This window comes from Pseudomonas sp. CYM-20-01 (genome assembly GCF_023169845.1).
Classification (GTDB): Bacteria; Pseudomonadota; Gammaproteobacteria; order Pseudomonadales; family Pseudomonadaceae; genus Aquipseudomonas; species Aquipseudomonas azotoformans.
This window is the reverse complement of record NZ_AP025169.1, coordinates 6,490,323-6,507,339: the sequence shown is the minus strand read 5'-3', so window position 1 is coordinate 6,507,339 and position 17,017 is coordinate 6,490,323. Positions and strand designations below refer to the sequence as shown.

The window sequence follows — 17,017 nt, the reverse complement described above, 5'->3', positions numbered from 1 at the left end:
GTTGGGCTGCGAAGTAGCCCCATCAATAACACCGCGAATAATCAGTTAGAACATCATTGCTGGTTTTGGGGCTGCTGCGCAGCCCAACGCGGGGCAAGCCCGCTCGCCACAAACAGAGGTCAGGCGGCGCTGCGTTGCCACAACGCGTAATACACCCGTCCGGACTTTTGTTCCCGGTGTAGCCGCCAGGTGGCCGGCAAGCCCAGGGTAGAAGGCGCGGTCTCGCTTTCAGTGTAGATCCACGAATCCGCTGCCAGCCATTGGCGTTCTTCCAGCAACGCGCACACGCTCGGCAGCAGGTTCTGGTTGAACGGCGGGTCGAGGAACACCACGTCGAATTCGCTGGCCGGCTGGGTTTCGAGATAGCGCAGCGCGTCGGCGGTTTGCACCTGGCCGGTGGTGCAGCGCAGGGTGCCCAGGTGTTCCTTGAGGCTGGACACCGCCACATTGCTGGCGTCCAGCGCCTGGCCCAGGGCGGCGCCACGGGACAGCGCCTCCAGGAACAGCGCGCCACTGCCGGCGAACGGGTCGAGTACCTTGGCGCCGGCGATGTACGGCGCGAGCCAGTTGAACAGGGTTTCACGCACGCGGTCCGGCGTCGGGCGCAGGCCTACGACGTCGGGGAAGCTCAGCTTGCGGCTGCGCCATTCGCCGCCAATGATGCGCAGCTGGCCCACCCCGTTATGCACGTTGTGGACAGGTTTTTTCGGGCGAGATGAACTGGCCATTAATGCTCCGGAACCCCGAGCGGCTGCTCGGCGGGTTTATCAGTGGGGGGCGGTAGTGGCTTTTGCGCAATCGTCGGGCCGGCGGTCACGATGACCATCTTGTCGGCGCTCAAGTGTTTGTTCATTGCAGCCTTGACCTGCTCTACGGTCAGGGCCTGGGATTGTTTCACGAAATCTTCCAGATAGGTCAGCGGCAGGTTGTAGAAACCCATCGCGCCCAACTGCCCGACGATATCGGCATTGCTCGCGGTCGACAGCGGGAAGCTGCCGGCCAGCTCGCGTTTGGCGTCATCCAGTTCCTTTTGCGTCGGGCCGGTCTTGAGGTAATCGGCCACCACGTCCTCGACCAGGCGCAGGGTGCCGCCGCTCATTTCCGCGCGGGTCTGCAGGTTGATCATGAACGGGCCGCGCACCTGCATCGGCGAGAAGCCGGAGTACACGCCATAGGTCAGGCCGCGCTTTTCACGCACTTCGCTCATCAGGCGGGTGCCGAAACCGCCGCCGCCGAGGATCTGGTTACCCAGGGACAAGGCTGCGTAGTCCGGGTCGGCACGATCGATGCCCAGTTGCGCGAACAGCAGGTGGGTTTGCTTGGATGGGAACTCGATTCGGCTCAGGCCCGGTTTGGGTTCGGTCGGCTGGGCGATCTTCGCCAGCGCCGGGCCCTTGGGCAGCGATGCAGAAGCCTTGGCCGTCATGGCTTCGGCTTCGGCGCGGGTCAGGTCACCCACCACCGCAATCACCGCGTTGCCCGCTGCGTAAGCCTTGGCGTGGAACGCCTGCAACTGCGCGAGGGTAATCTTCGGCACGCTTTCGGGCGTGCCTTCGCTCGGGTGCGCGTAGGGGTGATCGCCGTACAGGCGCTTGAACAGTTCAAGGCTGGCCAGCTTGCCGGGGTTCTGCTTCTGGTACTCGAAGCCGGCGAGGATCTGGTTCTTGATCCGGGCCAGGGAGTCGGCCGGGAAGGTCGGTTTGCCGATCACCTGGTCAAACAGGCTCAGGGCGGCGTCGCGTTTACTGCTGTCGCTGAGGCTGCGCAGGGACACCAGCGCCATGTCGCGGTAAGCGCCATTGCCGAAGTCAGCGCCCAGGCCTTCGAAATCACGGGCGATCTGGCTCACGTCCTTGCCCGGTACACCTTCGTTGAGCATGGCGTTGGTCATCAGCGCCAGGCCCGGTACGTTGCCGTCCTGGCTGCTGCCGGCGGCAAACAGGATGCGCATGTCGAACATCGGCAGTTCATGGGCTTCGACGAACAGCACCTTGGCGCCTTCGGCGGTGGTCCAGGTCTGAACGTCGAGCTTGCGGTTGGTCGGCGCCTTGCCGTCCAGTTCCGCCAGGGATTGCAGCTGGTTGCTCGATTGGGCTTTTTCCAATGCCGGGCTGGCGACGGAGTCGCTGGGGCGCAGGAAGTACACGGCGCTGGCGGCGATCAGGGTAACGACGACCAGGCCGGGGAAGATCAGGCGGCTGCTTTTGCGATCACTCATGAGCGGTCTCCTCAGGCAAAACATGGGCGACGCTCAGACGTTCGCGGGTGAAATAGGTGCGCGCGGCTTTCTGGATATCTTCCGGGGTCACGCTTTGCAGGTCGGCGAGCTCCGTGTCCATCAGTTTCCAGGACAAGCCCACGGTCTCCAGGGAGCCGATGGCCGTGGCCTGGCTGGTGATGGAGTCACGCTGGTAGACCAGGCCGGCAATGACCTGGGCGCGGATGCGTTCCAGTTCTTCGGCGGTCGGCGGCTTGGCCTTCAACTCTTCCAGCAGGCGCCACAGGCCGGCTTCTGCCTGGGCGACGGTTTTCTTCTTCTGCTGATTCGGCGTGGCGCTCAGCATGAACAGGGTATCGCCACGGGTGTAGGCGTCGTAGTTGGTGGAGGCAGCGGAAACCAGCTCTTCACCACGCTCCAATTGTTCTGAGATGCGGGCGCTGTAGCCGCCGTCCAGCAAGGCCGAGATCAGGCGCAGGGCCTGCACCGAACGTTTGTCTTCGGCGGTGGCCAGGCCCGGCACGTTAAAGCCCAGCATGACGCTCGGCAATTGGGTTTTCACATGCATCGTCAGCAGGCGCTCGCCGGGCTCGGCCAGTTCCATCGGGATCTTGGCCGGTGGCACATCACGCTTGGGGATCGGGCCGAAGTAGCGCTGGGCCAGGTTCTTCACCTCGTCCGGGGTGACATCGCCGACTACCACCAGGGTGGCGTTGTTCGGGACGTACCAGGATTGGTACCAGTGGCGCAGCTCTTCGACTTTCATGCGGTCCAGGTCGGCCATCCAGCCGATGGTCGGCGTGTGGTAGCCGCTGGCCGGGAAGGCCATGGCCTTGAAGCGCTCGTAGGCCTTGGACATCGGGTTGTCGTCGGTGCGCAGGCGGCGCTCTTCCTTGATCACCTCGATCTCGCGGCTGAACTCATCGGCCGGCAGGCGCAGGCTGGCCATGCGGTCGGCTTCCAGCTCGAAGGCGACGCCCAGGCGGTCGCGGGCCAGTACTTGGTAATAAGCGGTGTAGTCATCGCTGGTGAAGGCGTTTTCTTCGGCGCCCAGGTCACGCAGGATCAGCGAGGCTTCGCCGGGGCCGACCTTGGCGCTGCCCTTGAACATCATGTGTTCCAGGGCGTGTGACAAACCGGTCTGGCCCGGGGTTTCGTAGCTCGAACCGACCTTGTACCAGACCTGGGAAACCACCACCGGCGCGCGATGGTCTTCGCGTACGACCACCTTGAGGCCGTTGTCCAGGGTGAATTCATGGGTGGGTTGTGGGTCGGCAGCCATGGCTGAAAGAGGCAGACAAACTGTGCTGAACAGCAGGCCTGCGGCGCGGCGGGCTAGAGCATTCATTCGTTTTTAAACCTGTTGGGCTGCCCGCTTGGTCTTAGCGTCGGCGGGCGAGGAGGTGCTAGGATACTGGTCGGATTTACGGACGGCCACTGCGGCAGTCTTGTTTAGGCCCTATTTAGGCCTTACAAAATGTTGCGCATGAACGAGCTGGCTAAAAAACAGTCTGTTACGCATCGAATTTTATTTACCGACGCGCCCCTTGGCGCGTCGCTACCTTGAGATAGCCGTCTCCATGTTTGGTTCCAACGACGACAAGAAGACCCCAGCTGCGGCTGGCGAGAAGAAAGGCCTGTTCGGATGGCTGCGCAAAAAACCGCAGGAAACCGTCGACGAACAGCCGCAGGTTCTGCCTGAACCTATCCCAGAACCCATAGTAGAAGCCGAACCGGTTGCCGAAACCCCGGCGCCGGTGGTGTTGCCGATGGCCGAGCCGGTGTTGCAGCCGGTCGTCGAGGCTGCGCCGGAACCCGAGCCGGAACCAGAGCACAAACCGTGGCCGGAACTGCCGGTGGCCGAAGAACCCGTGGCGCTGGTTGAAGATGTGCAGGCTGAGCACGTCACCCCGCCGATTCCGGTTGTGGCCGAGGTGGCTGTGCCTGCGGTGATCGAGCCGGAGCCCGTCGTCGCCCCTGCCGAAACCAGCAAGACCGGCTTCTTCGCCCGCCTCAAGCAAGGCCTGAGCAAAACCAGCGCCAGCATCGGCGAAGGCATGGCCAGCCTGTTCCTCGGCAAGAAGGTCATCGATGACGAACTGCTGGAAGACATCGAAACCCGCCTGCTCACCGCCGACGTGGGCGTTGAAGCCACTGCCGTGATCATCCAGAGCCTCACCCAGAAGGTCGCGCGCAAGCAGCTGACCGACGCCGACGCGTTGTACAAATCCCTGCAGGCCGAGCTGGCCGCGATGCTCAAGCCGGTGGAAGCGCCGCTGGTGATCACCCCGAAGAAGCCTTTCGTGATCCTGGTGGTGGGCGTCAACGGTGCCGGCAAGACCACCACTATCGGCAAGCTGGCCAAGAAGCTGCAGTCCGAAGGCAAGAAAGTCATGCTGGCAGCCGGCGATACCTTCCGTGCCGCTGCGGTGGAACAGCTGCAGGTGTGGGGCGAGCGCAACAAGATCCCGGTCATCGCCCAGCACACCGGCGCCGATTCCGCCTCGGTGATCTTCGATGCCGTGCAAGCCGCCAAGGCCCGTAACATCGATGTGCTGATCGCCGATACCGCCGGTCGCCTGCACACCAAAGACAATTTGATGGAAGAGCTGAAAAAGGTTCGCCGGGTGATCGGCAAGCTCGACGCAGACGCGCCGCACGAGGTCCTGCTGGTGCTGGATGCCGGCACCGGCCAGAACGCCATCAGCCAGGCCAAACAATTCAACCAGACGGTACAACTGACCGGCCTGGCATTGACTAAGCTCGACGGCACGGCCAAGGGCGGTGTGATCTTCGCCCTGGCCAAACAGTTCGGGTTGCCGATTCGTTATATCGGCGTTGGTGAAGGCATCGACGATCTGCGCACCTTTGAAGCCGAACCCTTTGTACAGGCACTGTTTGCCGAGCGGGAGCGTTCATGATTCGATTCGAACAGGTCGGTAAACGCTATGCCAACGGGCATGTCGGCTTGCATGAGCTGAGCTTTCGAGTGCGGCGCGGCGAGTTTCTATTTGTAACCGGGCACTCCGGCGCCGGCAAAAGTACCTTGTTGCGGCTGCTGCTGGCCATGGAACGCCCGACCACTGGCAAGTTGCTGCTGGCGGGTCAGGACCTGGCCACCATCAGCAATGCGCAGATTCCATTCCTGCGCCGCCAGATCGGCGTGGTGTTCCAGAATCACCAGCTGTTGTTTGATCGCACCGTGTTCAATAACGTGGCGCTGCCGTTGCAGATCCTCGGGCTGTCCAAGGCCGAGATCGTCAAGCGCGTGGATTCGGCCCTGGAGCGCGTGGCGCTGTCGGACAAGACCGACCTTTACCCTGGCGACCTATCCACCGGCCAGCAACAGCGCGTCGGTATCGCCCGCGCCATCGTCCACCGCCCGGCGCTGCTGCTGGCGGACGAACCCACCGGTAACCTTGACCCGCGCCTGGCGGCCGAAATCATGGGCGTATTCGAAGACATCAACCGCCTGGGCACCAGCGTGCTGATCGCCAGTCACGACCTGGCACTGATCGCACGCATGCGCCATCGCATGCTGACCCTGCAACGCGGCCGCCTGATCGGTGACGGGGAGGCCGGCGTATGAGTGCAACACGCAGCCCTAAAGTCTCCGAACGCGTGGCGCCGAAACCGGCCGACCCGCAACCGCCGAAGAAAAAACACGAGCATGATGACGACGGTCCGGATTTCAGCACCTTGCTGCGCGCCTGGATCGAGAGCCATCGCGCCAGCCTGGTCGACAGCCTGCGCCGCCTGGGCAAACAGCCGATCGGCAGCTTTTTCACCTGCCTGGTGATGGCGGTGGCCCTGAGCCTGCCGATGGGTTTGTCGCTGCTGCTTAATAATGTGGAGCGCCTGGGCGGTTCCTGGCAGCGCGCAGCGCAGATTTCGCTGTACCTGAATATCGACGCCAGTGCCAAAGATGGCGAAGCGTTACGCGACGACATCAAGAACATCCCCGGCGTGGCGGATGCCGAGTACATCAGCCGCGATCAGGCGCTGGAAGAGTTCCAGCAACAGTCCGGCCTGGGCGAGGCGCTCAAGGAGCTGCCACAGAACCCGCTGCCGGGCGTGGTGCTGGTGACGCCGAACGAAGTCGATAAGCCGGCGCTGGAGGCCCTGCGACAAAAACTCGCAGAGATGCCCAAGGTACAGCAGGCGCAGCTTGATCTAGTCTGGGTAGAGCGCCTGGCGGCGATCCTCAAGCTGGGCGACCGCTTTGTGTTCGGCCTGACGGTGCTGTTGGTGTCTGCATTACTTTTGGTGATAGGTAATACCATTCGTCTTCATATTGAAAACCGTCGCACCGAGATAGAAGTGATTAAACTGGTCGGCGGCACGGACAGCTATGTGCGTCGTCCTTTTCTGTACATGGGCGCGCTTTATGGCTTCGGTGCCGGGATTTTGTCCTGGGGCGTGCTGGCTTTTGGCCTGGACTGGCTGAACGACGCGGTTGTCGGGCTTGCCGGACTCTACGGCAGTGATTTCGCCCTGGCCGGCGTGCCGGTAGCCGATGGTCTGAGTCTCTTGCTTGGCGCGGTATTGTTGGGGTATATCGGTGCTTGGATTGCGGTCGCTCGTCATTTACGCGAGCTGGCACCGAAGTAGTTAATGTCAGATTAATGTGGTTTCGTTTGTATTGACCGTATGAGTGGTTTAGGGAACTTGTCCTACGGTTCCCGGTCAATTTTCGCAGTGCTTCACTGCACGAGTTATGTGAGTCGGAGGTTTTTTCGTATGACCACTTCTTTGCAACCTGCTTATGCCTTGGTCCCGGGTGCGAACCTGGAAGCCTATGTGCACACGGTCAACAGCATTCCATTGCTGACGCCCGAGCAGGAGCGTGAACTGGCCGAGAGTCTCTACTATGAGCAGGATTTGGGGGCGGCTCGGCAGATGGTGCTCGCCCACCTGCGTTTTGTCGTACATATCGCCCGTAGCTATAGCGGCTACGGCCTGGCCCAGGCTGACCTGATCCAGGAAGGCAACGTCGGCCTGATGAAGGCGGTAAAGCGCTTCAACCCCGAGATGGGTGTGCGCCTGGTGTCGTTTGCCGTGCACTGGATCAAGGCGGAAATCCACGAATTCATCCTGCGCAACTGGCGCATCGTGAAAGTGGCGACCACCAAGGCCCAGCGCAAACTGTTCTTCAACCTGCGCAGCCAGAAGAAACGCCTGGCGTGGCTGAACAACGAGGAAGTGCACCGCGTGGCCGAAAGCCTCGGCGTGGAGCCGCGTGAAGTGCGCGAGATGGAAAGCCGCCTGACCGGCCATGACATGGCCTTCGACCCCGCTGCTGAAGCGGACGACGACAGCGCCTTCCAATCGCCGGCCAACTACCTGGAAGACCATCGCTACGACCCGGCGCGTCAACTGGAGGATGCGGACTGGAGCGACAACTCCAACCACAACCTGCATGAAGCGCTGGAAGTGCTGGACGACCGCAGCCGTGACATCCTCTACCAGCGCTGGCTGGCGGAAGACAAGGCCACGCTGCATGACCTGGCGCAGAAGTACAACGTGTCGGCCGAGCGGATTCGTCAGCTTGAGAAAAGCGCGATGAACAAGCTGAAACTGTCCATCGCAGCCTAAAAATATGGGAGGGGGCTTGCCCCCGATAGCAGAGTGTCAGTCAACATCAAGGTGACTGTTCCATCGCTATCGGGGGCAAGCCCCCTCCCACATTTGTTTTTGTTGTGTCAGTCGGACCAGGGGGCCTTGCGGGAGTTGTTCAGTTCAACCAGGTAACCGTCTCCACCCAACTGACCCATCTGCTGCCGAATCCAAGCAGCGCGCCGCGCCACATACGCCGTCGGATGACTGGCACTCCACACCCGTGGGTTGGGCAAAACAGCCGCCAGATAGCTGGCCTGCTGCCGCGATAACCCCTTGGCACTCACCCCAAAGTGATGTCGTGCCGCCGCTTCCGCCCCAAATACCCCTTCGTCCCACTCCACGCTATTGAGGTACACCTCAAGAATCCGTTGCTTGGGCCACAACACCTCGATCAACCCGGTAAACCAGGCTTCCAGGCCTTTGCGCAGATAACTGCGGCCGGCCCACAGAAACAGGTTCTTCGACACTTGCTGGCTCAACGTGCTGGCACCGCGAATCGAGCCGCCGCGCTCGTTGTGCAGGATCGCCGCCTGGATCGCGCCGAAATCAAAGCCCCAATGCTGCGGGAAGCGTTGGTCTTCGCCAGCCATCACCGCCACTTTGAGGTCATCGGAGATCTCGTCCCACGGCACCCAGGTGCGCTGCAGGTCAATGGGTTCGCCGTCGAACCAGGATTCGACCTTGCGCTCCACCATCAGCGCGGTGAAGGGCGGCGGGACGACACGAAACAGCAGCACCAGCAGCACACTGCCGATGGCAAACCATTTGACGACGTTGAGAAAGCGTTTGAAGAGGAGACGCAGCATAGAGATGGCTTGGCCGAACCCGTTGAGCGGGCCATTATACAGACCCTGCCCTATGAGTCTGACTGGAGTTCCTCATGCTGCGTGGCTTTCTGATGTTGGCTGCCTTTTTCGGCTTCACCGGTGTCGCCCTTGGCGCCTTCGCCGCCCACGGCCTGAAAAACCGCCTGAGCGCTGAGTACCTGGCGATCTTCCACACCGGCGTGACCTACCAGTTGGTGCACGCCCTGGCACTGTTCGGCGTGGCGCTGCTGGCGGCGCATATTCCTGGCCGATTGGTCAGCTGGGCGGGCATCTCGTTTACCGTCGGCATCCTGCTGTTCTCCGGCAGCCTGTATGTGCTGACCCTGACCGGCATCAGCAAACTCGGGATCATCACGCCGTTTGGCGGCCTGGCCTTCCTGCTCGGCTGGTTCTTCCTGGGCCTGGCGGCTTGGCGTTTGCAGGCAGCCTGACCAAGGGACTTGGGCCGGCAACCTCAATCGGGCTAGAATGCCGACCCCTAAAAACGATGGCGGCCCGTGGCATGCGCATTCAGTTGAACGGCGAATCCTTTGAACTGCCCGACGGTGAAACCGTTGCGGCCCTGCTGACCCGCCTGGACCTGACCGGGCGTCGCGTCGCAGTGGAACTCAACCTGGATATCGTCCCGCGTAGCCTGCACGCCGAGACCGCGCTCGCCGAAGGCGACCAGGTCGAAGTGGTCCACGCCATCGGCGGCGGCTGATCGCGCAGCTTCCTGAATTCTGCAGAACCTCACCCCATTTCGAGGATTTCCCATGAGCATCGTTCGTAGCGACAAGCCTTTCGTCCTGGCCGGCTGTACCTACCAGTCCCGCCTGCTGGTCGGCACCGGCAAGTACCGCGACATGGAAGAAACCCGCTTGGCCATCGAAGCCTCGGGCGCCGAGATCGTCACTTTCGCCGTGCGCCGCACCAACCTCGGCCAGATCGAAGGCGAGCCAAACCTGCTCGAAGTGCTGTCGCCGGACCGCTACACCTTCCTGCCGAACACCGCCGGTTGCTACGACGCCATTGAAGCCGTGCGCACCTGCCGCCTGGCCCGTGAGCTGCTCGATGGCCACAACCTTGTGAAGCTGGAAGTGCTGGCCGACCAGAAAACCCTGTTCCCCAACGTGATCGAAACCCTCAAGGCCGCCGAAACCCTGGTCAAGGAAGGTTTCGACGTGATGGTCTACACCAGCGATGACCCGATTATCGCTCGCCAACTGGCCGAGATCGGCTGCATCGCGGTGATGCCGCTGGCCGGCCTGATCGGTTCCGGCCTGGGTATCTGCAATCCCTACAACCTGCAGATCATCCTCGAAGAAGCCAAGATCCCGGTGCTGGTGGATGCGGGCGTGGGCACGGCCTCCGACGCAACCATCGCCATGGAACTGGGCTGCGATGCGGTGCTGATGAACTCGGCCATCGCCCACGCCCAGCAACCGATCCTGATGGCCGAAGCCATGAACCACGCCATCGTCGCGGGCCGCCTGGCCTACCTCGCCGGCCGCATGCCGAAAAAACTCTACGCCAGCGCCTCCTCGCCGCTGGATGGTCTGATCAAGTAAGAGCCATTGATGACTGAATCAAACGAAACGCCGAACACCCTGGAAGCAGGAGACGAGTCCAAGCACCGCCGCATCAAGAGTTTTGTGATGCGCGCCGGTCGCATGACCGAAGGCCAGCAAAAGGGCCTGGAGCAAGGTACGCCGTTGTTCGTGTTGCCATTGGCCGACGCGCCGGTGGACTACGACCAGGTGTTTGGCCGTTCGGCCCCGCGTTCCCTGGAAATCGGTTTCGGCATGGGCCACTCCCTGCTGGAAATGGCCGCCGCTGCGCCGGACCAGGACTTCATCGGCGTTGAAGTCCACCGGCCAGGTGTCGGCGCGCTGCTCAACGGCGTGTTGACCCAAGGCCTGACCAACCTGCGGGTCTACGATTGCGACGCGATCGAAGTGCTCAACCGCTGCATCGCCGACAACAGCCTCGACCGTCTGATGCTGTTCTTCCCGGACCCATGGCACAAAGCCCGTCACCACAAGCGCCGCATCGTCCAGGCCTCCTTTGCGGAACTGGTGCGCACCAAGCTGAAAGTGGGCGGCATCCTGCACATGGCCACCGATTGGGAGCCGTATGCGGAATACATGCTGGAAGTGATGAACGTGGCCCCTGGCTACCGCAACCTGGCTGAAGACGGCAAATGCGTGCCACGCCCGGCCGAGCGTCCGATTACCAAGTTCGAGCGTCGTGGTGAGCGGCTGGGGCATGGGGTGTGGGATTTGAAGTTCGAGAAGCTGGCGTAACTCGTCTCTGAGTTGCAATGCAATCAAATGTGGGAGGGGGCTTGCCCCCGATAGCAGAGTGTCAGTCACCCCATAGAGTGACTGGTCCACCGCCATCGGGGGCAAGCCCCCTCCCACATTTGTATCGACGTTTTGCTCAGGATCAGCGGCGGTCTGCGACTACGCCGATCAACACCAGTACGACAATCAACACCGGCGCCAGGCTGTAGTTATTGAACTGGCTCAACCCCCGCACAATCCACGGCGTGGCATAAATCAACGCCGCGCCGCTGCCGATCATGCACACCAGCGCCATCAACGGCACGCGCAACGCACCCGCGATGCTGCCCAGGCGTGCTTCGATCCAGCCCTTGATGTCGGCGCCAAACAGCACCAACAGGCAGCCCACCAGGGCCAGGGAGATTTCCGACAGGTTGCTACGGCTCCAGCGGGACACGGTGGCGAGCAGGTCGAGTACCAAATCCATTCGATTTCCTTAAGAGCGTCAGCTCAAAAACTTCTGCAACAGATCATTGAGAAAGAGTTGCCCGCGGTCGGTCGCCGCCAGGCGTGACGGTTCGACCTGCATTAAGCCACTTTGTTCTGCCTCGCGGCGGCCTTCATCGAGGCTCGCCAGATCGAGACCGGTACGCTCGGCGTAGAGCCTGGCATCGACGCCTTCGGTGAGGCGCAGGGCGTTCATCAGGAACTCGAATGGCAGCTCTTCGTTGGTCAGTTCCTTCGCGCCGGCCTGGAAGCTTTTGGCCGGGTTGAGGTAGTCCTTCGGTGCCCGCGTCTTCCAAGTGCGCACGATGCGCCCGTCCGGGTGGCTGAGCTTGCCGTGGGCGCCGGCGCCGATGCCGATAAAGTCACCGAAGCTCCAGTAATTGAGGTTATGCCGCGCCGGGCGACCCGGTTGGGCATAGGCCGATACTTCATATTGCGCGTAACCGTGCTCGGCGAGCAGCGCCTGGCCGGCTTCCTGGATGTCCCACAGGGTGTCGTCTTCCGGCAGCGCAGGTGGCTGGTTCCAGAACACGGTGTTGGGTTCCAGGGTCAGTTGGTACCAGGACAAGTGCGTCGGCTTCAAAGCGATGGCCTGGCGCAGGTCGCTCAAGGCATCGTCCAGGGACTGATCGGGCAGCCCGTGCATCAAGTCCAGGTTGAAGTTATCAAAGCCAGCCTGGCGCGCCATGCCGGCGGCGCGTACGGCTTCGTCGCCATTGTGGATACGGCCGAGGGCCTCAAGCTTTGCCTGCTGGAAGCTCTGGATGCCGATGGACAGGCGATTGATCCCCAGCTTGCGATAGGCCACGAATTTTTCTTGCTCGAACGTCCCGGGGTTGGCTTCCAGGGTGATCTCGATATCGCCGGCAAACGGGATGCGTGCTTCCACACCCTTGAGCAGCCGCCCCAGCGCTGCGGCGCTGAACAGGCTTGGCGTACCGCCGCCGAAGAAGATCGAACTCAGCTCACGGCCATACACGGCGTGCAGGTCCTGATCAAGGTCCGCCAGCAGCGCGTCCACATACTCTTCTTCCGGCAGCACTTTGCTGGCGGTGTGGGAGTTGAAGTCGCAATAAGGGCATTTGCGCACGCACCACGGGATGTGGATGTACAGCGCCAGGGGCGGCAGCACAGGCAAGGCCGCCCGAGGTGTTTGCGCGCCGCCGTGGATCAGCGGCTGCGCAGAGGTGTTCTGGGTCATTTCAGGCTCAGGCGTTGGCGCAGCAAATCCATTGCGCGAGCACGGTGGCTGATCTGGTTCTTGTCGGCCGGGCTCAGTTCGGCACTGGAAACGTTACGCTCCGGCACCCAGAACAGCGGGTCATAGCCAAACCCATGCTCTCCGCTGGCGGCATGCAGGATGCGCCCGTGCCACAGGCCTTCGCAGAGGATCGGCAGCGGGTCATCGGCGTGCCGCACCAGGGCCAGCACGCAGACGAACTGAGCGCCGCGTTCGGCGTCCGGTACGTCCTTGAGCGCGTCCAGCAGCTTGGCGTTGTTGGCTGCATCGCCTTTGCCGTCGGCGTAGCGTGCCGAATAGATGCCAGGCGCGCCGCCGAGGAAGTCCACCGCCAGCCCCGAGTCATCCGCCAGCGCCGGCAAACCGGAGATACGTGCGGCGTTGCGCGCCTTGAGGATAGCGTTCTCGACGAACGACAGGCCGGTCTCTTCCGGCTCCACCTGGCTGAACTCGCCGATGGAGCGCAGTTGCACGGAGTCACCGAGCATGGCTTGCAGTTCTTTGAGTTTGCCGGCGTTATGGCTGGCCAGTACGAGTTGGGTGAGGTTCATTATTCCGCCGGAAACAGTTCCTGGTTGAACTGGAAGCTATGGGCTTTGCCGCCGGTTTCAACGTTGATGGTAAACGTCTTGTATTCGCGCTGCGTCACGGAGTAGGGCGCCAGGTAATTGATGCCGCCTTTCTCGTTGATCTGCTTGAACGTCAGGACTTCGCTCTTGCCGCCCAAGTCCTTGATGGTGCCGGTCACTTGCGCGGCCACTGGGGTCACGCCCTTGATCACCGTCACGTTGATCAAGCCCTTTTCCTTGCTGCGCACCACGCCGACGGCCTGGGCGGTTTCCGGTTGCAGGAAGCTGGAGGTGAAGGTGTTGTAATGCACGGTGATGTCACCGAAGTCTTTCTTGCGATTGGCGTCGATAGCGTCGGCGGCCATGGCGCTGGCGCCCAGGCACGCGGTCAATAGAAATACAGCCAGGCGTTTCATGAGCGTCCCTCTTGAAGATGATTAGACGGCAATCTTGTGGTCCGTCAGGCCAGGACTGCTGACCCGGTAAATACCGATTTCGCCCAACAGATTGGGCCATAGTTTACTTGCCCAGCCGTGACGATGCTGTTGATCGACGGCAAGGCGGTTGATCACCTTGGCTTCACGCTCACTGCACAGGGCTTCGAAGTCTTCGAAGGTGCAGAAATGGATGTTCGGCGTGTTGTACCAGGTGTACGGCAGGAAGTCCGACACCGGCATGCGGCCCTTGGTGGCCAGGTACCAGCGGCAGCGCCAGTGCCCGAAGTTGGGGAAGGTGATGATGCACTGGCGGCCTACGCGCAGCATTTCGTCGAGGATGCGGTCCGGGTAGTGCACCGCCTGGAGGGCCTGGGTCATCACCACGATGTCGAAGCTGTTGCTGGCAAAGTTGCCCAGGCCCTTGTCCAGGTCCTGCTCGATCACGTTGATGCCCTTGGCCACGCACTGGGCGATGTTGTCCGGGTCGTTTTCCAGGCCGTAGCCGGTGACTTGCTTGTTGTCGCGCAGCCAGCTCAGCAGTTCGCCATCGCCACAGCCCAGGTCGAGCACGCGGCTGCCGGCGGGGATCCAGTCTTGGATGATTTCCAGGTCGGCTCTCATGGCGTTCTCACACAGTAATCCGGTTCATGTAATTGCCGAACGCCTGCAAGTAACGCGGGATCGGGATCAGGAAGGCGTCGTGGCCTTGCGGTGCATCGATCTCCAGGTAGCAGACGTCTTTGCGTGCCGCCATCAGCGCGTCCACCAGCTCACGGGAGCGGGCCGGCGAGAAGCGCCAGTCGGTGGTGAAGGACATCACGCAGAACTTGGCCGTGGCGCCTTCGAAGGTTTTCGCCAGGTCGTCGTCGTGGTGGGCGGCCGGGTCGAAGTAGTCCAGCGCCTTGGTCATCAGCAGGTAGGTGTTGGCATCGAAACGCCCCGAGAACTCCTCGCCCTGGTAGCGCAGGTAGCTTTCCACTTGGAACTCGACGCTGTGGAAGTCGTAGTTGAGTTTCTCGCTCTTGAGGCCACGGCCGAATTTCTCGCCCATGGAGTCATCGGACAGGTAGGTGATATGCCCGACCATCCGCGCCAGCATCAGGCCGCGCTTGGGAATCACGCCGGCTTCCTGGAACGAACCACCGTGGAACTCCGGGTCGGTGAGGATGGCCTGGCGCGCCACTTCGTTGAAGGCGATGTTCTGCGCCGACAGCTTGGGGGCCGAGGCGATTGCCAGGCAGTGGCGCACGCGGTCCGGGTAGGTGATGGTCCATTGCAGTGCCTGCATGCCGCCCAGGCTGCCGCCGATCACCGCAGCCCACTGGCTGATGCCCAGCAGGTCGGCCAGTCGCGCCTGGCTGTGTACCCAGTCTTCCACGGTGAGCACCGGGAAGTCGGCGCCGAACGGCTTGCCGGTTTCCGGATTGAGGCTGCTGGGGCCGGTGGAACCGTTGCAGCCGCCCAGGTTGTTCAGGCTGACCACAAAGAACTTGTTGGTGTCGATGGGTTTGCCGGGGCCGATGCAACTGTCCCACCAGCCGGGCTTGCGATCCTCGGCAGAGTGAAAACCGGCCGCGTGATGATGGCCGGACAAGGCGTGGCAGATCAGCACGGCGTTGCTCGCCGTGGCGTTCAGTTGGCCATAGGTTTCATAGATCAGGTCGTAGGCGGGCAGCGAACGGCCGCAGGCCAGGGCCAGCGGTTCGCTGAAGTGCGCCACTTGGGGCACGACCAGTCCAACAGAATCGGGGGGAAAGGCAGCTGGCATCGACCCTGCTCTCGTTTAAATGAGGCGTAAGTCTAAAGACCGCTGCACCTAGCGGCAAGCAATGGCCTGAGCGGTTTGAAATGTGGGAGGGGGCTTGCCCCTCTCACATTTGCTTTGCGTCAGATCAGCAGACGCAAAATCTCCGGCATCCCGGTCATGGCCGCCAGGTTGTTGATCACCAGCATGTCCAGCAACTTGAGCACCATGAACGCCAGGATCGGCGAGATATCCAGGCCGCCCAGGTTTGGCAGCAGGCGGCGGAACGGCGCCAGGGCCGGCTCGCAGATCTGGTTCACCAGCTCGGCGCCAGGGTTGTGGCTACCGGGGGCGACCCAGGACAGGATCACACTGATGATCAGGGCGAAGAAGAAGATCTTCAAGAACAGCGCGGTCACGCCGATGATGGCCCAGATCAGCAACTGTACGAAGTTGCCGGTGGTGCCGTAGGTCAGCAGCAGGGTCAGCGCCATCAAGGCCAACTGCACCAGGATCGCCAGTACCAGCGACGACATGTCCAGGCCGAACAGGCTCGGGATGATCCGGCGCAACGGCTTGAGCAGCGGTTGGGTGGCCTTGACGATGAACTGGCACAGCGGGTTGTAGAAGTTCGCACGCACCAGTTGCAGTACGAAGCGCATCAGGACGATCAGCAGGTAGAGGCTGCCGAGGGTTTGCAGCACGTAGACGGCTGCGGTATTCAAACCAATCATGTTGGCTCCTTATTTGCCCAGTTGTTCGGCGAGTTCCGCCGAGCGGTGCGCAGCGGCACCCAATGCTTTTTCCACCAGGGCTTCAAAGCCCCCGGCCTGGAACGACTCGATGGCCGCCTGTGTGGTGCCGCCCGGCGAGGTCACGCGGCGGCGCAGCTCGGCGGCATCCACATCGCTGGACACCGCCATGCGCGCAGCACCCAGGGCGGTCTGCTCGGCCAGTTGTTCGGCAACGTCCTTGGATAGGCCCAGCTTCACGCCGGCGGCGGTCATGGCTTCGATCAGGAGGAAGAAATACGCCGGGCCGCTGCCGGATACGGCGGTGACCGCGTCCAGTTGCTGTTCCTGCTCCAGCCACAGGGCGAGGCCCACGGCGGACAGCAGCTCTTGCGCCTGGTCGCGTTGTTCGGCGCTCACTTCGGCGGTGGCGTACAAGCCGCTCACGCCTTGGCTGACCAGGGCAGGGGTGTTGGGCATGCAGCGCACGATCGGCTGGGCGCCGAGCCAGGTGTTCATGCTGGCGCAGGTGATGCCGGCGGCGATGGACACCACCAGTTGCTGCGGCTGCAGGCTTGGACGCAGGCTTTCGCACACGGCCTTCATGGCCTGCGGCTTCACCGCCAGCACAATTACATCGACGCCCTGGATGGCCTCGGCGTTGTCGGCAAAGGTTTCAATACCGTGCTCGGCGCTGACGCGGGCACGGGTGTCGGCGCCCGGGTCGCTGGCGCGGATCTGCGCGGCATCCAGGCCCTTGGCCCGCAGGCCACCGATCAGGCTGGCCGCCATGTTACCGGCGCCGATAAAGGCTATACGCGTGTCTCTCATGACAGGTCCTTAGCTAAATGGAAGTCAGCC

20 protein-coding genes are annotated in these 17,017 nt (G+C 62.2%); 8 read left to right on the top strand and 12 right to left on the bottom strand.

All coding sequences use genetic code 11. From position 1 onward, the window contains the following. Positions 1–119: 119 nt before the first annotated feature. The 3 genes from rsmD to M2497_RS29765 are packed head-to-tail and all read right to left on the bottom strand — an operon-like array spanning position 120 to position 3,566. Entirely contained in the window at positions 120–728 is a 609-nt protein-coding gene (rsmD, locus tag M2497_RS29775; protein ID WP_248485104.1) for a 16S rRNA (guanine(966)-N(2))-methyltransferase RsmD, read from the bottom strand. Further along, positions 728–2,218: a pitrilysin family protein gene (locus M2497_RS29770; protein ID WP_248485102.1), complete on the bottom strand. Its 1,491-nt coding sequence runs from the start codon at positions 2,216–2,218 to the stop codon at positions 728–730. The genes rsmD and M2497_RS29770 overlap by 1 nt, the downstream gene beginning before the upstream one ends. Then, positions 2,211–3,566 (bottom strand): pitrilysin family protein, encoded by a 1,356-nt coding sequence (locus M2497_RS29765; RefSeq protein WP_248485101.1) that lies wholly within the window; start codon positions 3,564–3,566, stop codon positions 2,211–2,213. Before M2497_RS29765 ends, M2497_RS29770 begins: the two co-directional genes overlap by 8 nt. Positions 3,567–3,798: 232 nt before the next feature. Here M2497_RS29765 and ftsY point away from each other — a divergent pair, with 232 nt between their 5' ends. The 4 genes from ftsY to rpoH all read left to right on the top strand — a co-directional run bounded on the left by ftsY (position 3,799) and on the right by rpoH (position 7,813). After that, positions 3,799–5,139 carry a signal recognition particle-docking protein FtsY gene (ftsY, locus tag M2497_RS29760; RefSeq protein ID WP_248485099.1) on the top strand — a complete coding sequence of 447 codons (1,341 nt, stop codon included), beginning with the start codon at positions 3,799–3,801 and terminating at the stop codon, positions 5,137–5,139. Beyond that, complete coding sequence (gene ftsE / locus M2497_RS29755) at positions 5,136–5,807, top strand: cell division ATP-binding protein FtsE (protein ID WP_003234627.1); 672 nt, start codon at positions 5,136–5,138, stop codon at positions 5,805–5,807. The genes ftsY and ftsE overlap by 4 nt, the downstream gene beginning before the upstream one ends. Then, positions 5,804–6,829, top strand: a complete 1,026-nt coding sequence (gene ftsX / locus M2497_RS29750; protein ID WP_248485097.1) for a permease-like cell division protein FtsX — start codon at positions 5,804–5,806, stop codon at positions 6,827–6,829. The genes ftsE and ftsX overlap by 4 nt, the downstream gene beginning before the upstream one ends. 129 nt (positions 6,830–6,958) lie before the next feature. Next, positions 6,959–7,813: an RNA polymerase sigma factor RpoH gene (gene rpoH, locus M2497_RS29745; protein ID WP_016972967.1), complete on the top strand. Its 855-nt coding sequence runs from the start codon at positions 6,959–6,961 to the stop codon at positions 7,811–7,813. Between the two features lie 107 nt (positions 7,814–7,920). Here the strand turns inward: rpoH and mtgA are convergent, their stop codons facing one another. Continuing rightward, positions 7,921–8,643 carry a monofunctional biosynthetic peptidoglycan transglycosylase gene (gene mtgA, locus M2497_RS29740; RefSeq protein ID WP_248485096.1) on the bottom strand — a complete coding sequence of 241 codons (723 nt, stop codon included), beginning with the start codon at positions 8,641–8,643 and terminating at the stop codon, positions 7,921–7,923. Positions 8,644–8,717: 74 nt separating this feature from the next. On the opposite strand from mtgA, the gene M2497_RS29735 reads away from it, so the two are divergent. The 4 genes from M2497_RS29735 to trmB all read left to right on the top strand — a co-directional run bounded on the left by M2497_RS29735 (position 8,718) and on the right by trmB (position 10,949). Further along, a complete protein-coding gene (locus M2497_RS29735) occupies positions 8,718–9,095 on the top strand; it encodes a DUF423 domain-containing protein (RefSeq protein ID WP_058426545.1) in 378 nt (125 codons plus the stop codon). Between the two features lie 71 nt (positions 9,096–9,166). Next, positions 9,167–9,367 (top strand): sulfur carrier protein ThiS, encoded by a 201-nt coding sequence (thiS, locus tag M2497_RS29730; RefSeq protein WP_058426546.1) that lies wholly within the window; start codon positions 9,167–9,169, stop codon positions 9,365–9,367. A gap of 52 nt (positions 9,368–9,419) precedes the next feature. After that, on the top strand, positions 9,420–10,214 hold the full coding sequence (locus tag M2497_RS29725; RefSeq protein WP_248485094.1) for a thiazole synthase: 795 nt from the start codon (positions 9,420–9,422) through the stop codon (positions 10,212–10,214). A gap of 9 nt (positions 10,215–10,223) precedes the next feature. After that, the gene (gene trmB / locus M2497_RS29720) at positions 10,224–10,949 is read left to right on the top strand and encodes a tRNA (guanosine(46)-N7)-methyltransferase TrmB (protein WP_092241969.1); all 726 of its coding nucleotides are present in this window, start codon (positions 10,224–10,226) and stop codon (positions 10,947–10,949) included. A 142-nt stretch (positions 10,950–11,091) separates the two neighbouring features. On the opposite strand, the gene M2497_RS29715 is transcribed toward trmB, so the two are convergent. The 8 genes from M2497_RS29715 to proC all read right to left on the bottom strand — a co-directional run bounded on the left by M2497_RS29715 (position 11,092) and on the right by proC (position 16,987). Further along, a complete protein-coding gene (locus tag M2497_RS29715) occupies positions 11,092–11,415 on the bottom strand; it encodes a DUF3392 domain-containing protein (RefSeq protein ID WP_058426549.1) in 324 nt (107 codons plus the stop codon). 18 nt (positions 11,416–11,433) lie between these two features. After that, positions 11,434–12,636 (bottom strand): radical SAM family heme chaperone HemW, encoded by a 1,203-nt coding sequence (gene hemW / locus M2497_RS29710; RefSeq protein ID WP_248485092.1) that lies wholly within the window; start codon positions 12,634–12,636, stop codon positions 11,434–11,436. After that, positions 12,633–13,229, bottom strand: a complete 597-nt coding sequence (gene rdgB, locus M2497_RS29705) for an RdgB/HAM1 family non-canonical purine NTP pyrophosphatase (RefSeq protein ID WP_025859581.1) — start codon at positions 13,227–13,229, stop codon at positions 12,633–12,635. The genes hemW and rdgB overlap by 4 nt, the downstream gene beginning before the upstream one ends. Further along, the gene (locus M2497_RS29700) at positions 13,226–13,660 is read right to left on the bottom strand and encodes a DUF4426 domain-containing protein (protein ID WP_058426552.1); all 435 of its coding nucleotides are present in this window, start codon (positions 13,658–13,660) and stop codon (positions 13,226–13,228) included. Before M2497_RS29700 ends, rdgB begins: the two co-directional genes overlap by 4 nt. A 21-nt stretch (positions 13,661–13,681) precedes the next feature. Continuing rightward, entirely contained in the window at positions 13,682–14,302 is a 621-nt protein-coding gene (metW, locus tag M2497_RS29695) for a methionine biosynthesis protein MetW (RefSeq protein ID WP_034109956.1), read from the bottom strand. A 7-nt stretch (positions 14,303–14,309) separates the two neighbouring features. Continuing rightward, on the bottom strand, positions 14,310–15,449 hold the full coding sequence (locus tag M2497_RS29690; protein ID WP_248485090.1) for a homoserine O-acetyltransferase: 1,140 nt from the start codon (positions 15,447–15,449) through the stop codon (positions 14,310–14,312). A gap of 119 nt (positions 15,450–15,568) precedes the next feature. Next, entirely contained in the window at positions 15,569–16,159 is a 591-nt protein-coding gene (locus tag M2497_RS29685) for a YggT family protein (protein ID WP_025859579.1), read from the bottom strand. Between the two features lie 9 nt (positions 16,160–16,168). Further along, a complete protein-coding gene (gene proC / locus M2497_RS29680) occupies positions 16,169–16,987 on the bottom strand; it encodes a pyrroline-5-carboxylate reductase (protein ID WP_248485088.1) in 819 nt (272 codons plus the stop codon). Between the last annotated feature and the right edge of the window lie 30 nt (positions 16,988–17,017).

What these genes read in the sequence shown, in the direction of transcription:
- M2497_RS29685 (WP_025859579.1), bottom strand. Translation starts at nt 16,159, where the DNA reads ATGATTGGTTTGAATACCGCAGCCGTCTACGTGCTGCAAACCCTCGGC.
- rsmD (WP_248485104.1), bottom strand. Translation starts at nt 728, where the DNA reads ATGGCCAGTTCATCTCGCCCGAAAAAACCTGTCCACAACGTGCATAAC.
- M2497_RS29700 (WP_058426552.1), bottom strand. Translation starts at nt 13,660, where the DNA reads ATGAAACGCCTGGCTGTATTTCTATTGACCGCGTGCCTGGGCGCCAGC.
- ftsY (WP_248485099.1), top strand. Translation starts at nt 3,799, where the DNA reads ATGTTTGGTTCCAACGACGACAAGAAGACCCCAGCTGCGGCTGGCGAG.
- M2497_RS29715 (WP_058426549.1), bottom strand. Translation starts at nt 11,415, where the DNA reads ATGGATTTGGTACTCGACCTGCTCGCCACCGTGTCCCGCTGGAGCCGT.
- rpoH (WP_016972967.1), top strand. Translation starts at nt 6,959, where the DNA reads ATGACCACTTCTTTGCAACCTGCTTATGCCTTGGTCCCGGGTGCGAAC.
- metW (WP_034109956.1), bottom strand. Translation starts at nt 14,302, where the DNA reads ATGAGAGCCGACCTGGAAATCATCCAAGACTGGATCCCCGCCGGCAGC.
- hemW (WP_248485092.1), bottom strand. Translation starts at nt 12,636, where the DNA reads ATGACCCAGAACACCTCTGCGCAGCCGCTGATCCACGGCGGCGCGCAA.
- thiS (WP_058426546.1), top strand. Translation starts at nt 9,167, where the DNA reads ATGCGCATTCAGTTGAACGGCGAATCCTTTGAACTGCCCGACGGTGAA.
- ftsE (WP_003234627.1), top strand. Translation starts at nt 5,136, where the DNA reads ATGATTCGATTCGAACAGGTCGGTAAACGCTATGCCAACGGGCATGTC.
- M2497_RS29770 (WP_248485102.1), bottom strand. Translation starts at nt 2,218, where the DNA reads ATGAGTGATCGCAAAAGCAGCCGCCTGATCTTCCCCGGCCTGGTCGTC.
- trmB (WP_092241969.1), top strand. Translation starts at nt 10,224, where the DNA reads ATGACTGAATCAAACGAAACGCCGAACACCCTGGAAGCAGGAGACGAG.
- M2497_RS29690 (WP_248485090.1), bottom strand. Translation starts at nt 15,449, where the DNA reads ATGCCAGCTGCCTTTCCCCCCGATTCTGTTGGACTGGTCGTGCCCCAA.
- proC (WP_248485088.1), bottom strand. Translation starts at nt 16,987, where the DNA reads ATGAGAGACACGCGTATAGCCTTTATCGGCGCCGGTAACATGGCGGCC.
- M2497_RS29735 (WP_058426545.1), top strand. Translation starts at nt 8,718, where the DNA reads ATGCTGCGTGGCTTTCTGATGTTGGCTGCCTTTTTCGGCTTCACCGGT.
- mtgA (WP_248485096.1), bottom strand. Translation starts at nt 8,643, where the DNA reads ATGCTGCGTCTCCTCTTCAAACGCTTTCTCAACGTCGTCAAATGGTTT.
- ftsX (WP_248485097.1), top strand. Translation starts at nt 5,804, where the DNA reads ATGAGTGCAACACGCAGCCCTAAAGTCTCCGAACGCGTGGCGCCGAAA.
- M2497_RS29765 (WP_248485101.1), bottom strand. Translation starts at nt 3,566, where the DNA reads ATGAATGCTCTAGCCCGCCGCGCCGCAGGCCTGCTGTTCAGCACAGTT.
- M2497_RS29725 (WP_248485094.1), top strand. Translation starts at nt 9,420, where the DNA reads ATGAGCATCGTTCGTAGCGACAAGCCTTTCGTCCTGGCCGGCTGTACC.